Annotated in this window: 1 protein-coding gene and 1 pseudogene; both read left to right on the top strand. The window is 70.3% G+C overall.

Annotation, left to right across the window (positions count from 1 at the left end; translation table 11 throughout):
* Positions 1–241, top strand: a pseudogene (locus ROTAS13_RS28325) (gluconate 2-dehydrogenase subunit 3 family protein); the annotation flags it as partial.
* The gene (locus tag ROTAS13_RS23835; RefSeq protein WP_075823604.1) at positions 231–1,877 is read left to right on the top strand and encodes a GMC family oxidoreductase; all 1,647 of its coding nucleotides are present in this window, start codon (positions 231–233) and stop codon (positions 1,875–1,877) included. The pseudogene ROTAS13_RS28325 and the gene ROTAS13_RS23835, both read left to right, overlap by 11 nt.
* The last annotated feature ends 58 nt before the right edge of the window (positions 1,878–1,935 follow it).

Here is a 1,935-nt window from a genome sequence, read left to right as displayed (position 1 = left end):
TCGCCTTACGGTGGAGCTGTGCGTAGATGTGATCAAGAGACAGCCGGAATGGGAGGGGCTGCCGCCGAAGAGCTTCTTCAGGAGCCGCGTGCTGCACGATATCGGCAGCGCCTACTACGCCCATCCCACCGCCTGGAGCGAGATCGGCTTCGGCGGCCCGGCCTCGCCGCGCGGCTATGTCCGCATGGACGAGAACCGCCGCGACCCCTGGGAAGCGGTGGAGCATCGCCATGACCGCTGACGCCGCCACCGAGACCCGCGCCCGCGACCACCGTGCGCCGGATGTGATGCGCCCCGGCGCCTGGGTGCCGATGCGGCAATACGCCGACAGCGACACGGTGGACTTCGCCATCGTCGGCACCGGGGCGGGCGGCGGCACGCTGGCCTGCCGGCTGGCCGAGGCCGGATTTTCCGTGGTCGCCTTCGATGTCGGCCCCTACTGGCGCCCGCTGGAGGAATTCGCCTCGGATGAACGTTCCCAGGGCAAGCTCTACTGGCTTGACGAGCGGATCTGCGACGGCGACGACCCGCTGGAGCTCGGCGCCAACAACAGCGGACAGGCGGTGGGCGGCAGCACGGTGCACTTCGCCATGGTGTCGCTGCGCTTCCGCCCCGAATGGTTCAAGGCCCGCTCGAAGCTCGGCTATGGCGAGGACTGGCCGGTCGATTGGCGCGAGATGTGGCGCTACTACGACGAGGTCGAGGATTCGCTGAAGATCTCCGGCCCGGTGCGCTATCCCTGGGGGCCGCACCGCCGCCGCTCGCCCTATCGCGCCCATCCGATGAACGCCGCCGCCAATGTGCTGGCGCGCGGGGCGGAGAAGCTGGGCATCGCCTGGGCGCCGACGCCGCTCGCCACCGTCTCGGCACCGCGCGGGCTGGCGCATCCCTGCGTCTATCGCGGCTTCTGCGTGTCCGGCTGCTCCACCAATGCCAAGCAGAGCGTGCTGGTCACCTGGCTGCCCCGCGCGCTGGCGGCGGGGGCGGAGATCCGCGACCTTGCCATGGCGGGGCGGATCGAGGTGGGGCCGGACGACCGCGCCACCGGCCTGCACTACCACCGGGACGGGGCCTGGCGCTTCCAGAAGGCGCGCAACGTCGTGGTGGCGGGTTATGCCATCGAGACGCCGCGCCTGCTGCTGAACTCGGCCAATGCCCGCTTTCCCGACGGCCTGGCCAACCGCTCCGGCCTCGTCGGGCGCAACCTGATGGTGCACGGCAATCTCGGCGTCTTCGGGCGGATGGAGGACGAGATCCGCTGGTACAAGGGGCCGCCCTCCCTCTCCGTCACGGAGCATTGGAACTACACCGACGAAGGCAAGGACTTCCCGGGCGGCTATTCCTACATGAGCCAGGGGCCGTTGCCGGTCTCCTGGGTCAACACGGTGACCAGCAGCCTGGGCCTCTGGGGCGAGGAACTGCGCCTGCGCATGACCGACTACAACCACCAGGCCGGGCTGAAGATCGTGGGCGAAAGCCTGCCGCAACCGCGCAACCGCGTCACCCTGGCGGAGGAGAAGGACCGCTTCGGCCTGCCGGTGGCGCGCGTGACGCATTCCTTCGGCGAGGAGGACCGGCGGCTGCACCGGCACGCGGCGGATTTCATGCGGCGTCACCTGGAGGCCGCCGGGGGCCGCGACATCTTCACCGAGCCGGGCGACACGGCCCATCTCATGGGCACCTGCCGCATGGGAACGGACCCGGAGCGCAGCGTGACCGATGCCGACGGCCGGTGCTGGGACATCCGCAACCTGTGGATCTGCGACAGCTCGCTTTTCCCCACCAGCGGCGGTGTGAACCCCTCTCTGACCATCCAGGCCCTGGCCTGCCGCATGGCGGACCGCATCCGCGCCATGGCACGCCTGGAGCGCGGCTGATACGGGCCGGGGGGCCGAATCCTGCGCGCTCCGCCTTGGGGGCAAGGCGCTGCCTCGC

Origin of the sequence: Roseomonas sp. TAS13 (assembly GCF_001950415.1) — a bacterium.
In the GTDB taxonomy this organism is placed as follows: Bacteria; Pseudomonadota; Alphaproteobacteria; order Acetobacterales; family Acetobacteraceae; genus Roseomonas; species Roseomonas mucosa.
This window is presented reverse-complemented; position numbering and strand designations above follow the sequence as displayed.

Bases quoted from the DNA above. Each gene is read 5' to 3' on its own strand.
- ROTAS13_RS23835 (WP_075823604.1), top strand. From the start codon at position 231: ATGACCGCTGACGCCGCCACCGAGACCCGCGCCCGCGACCACCGTGCG.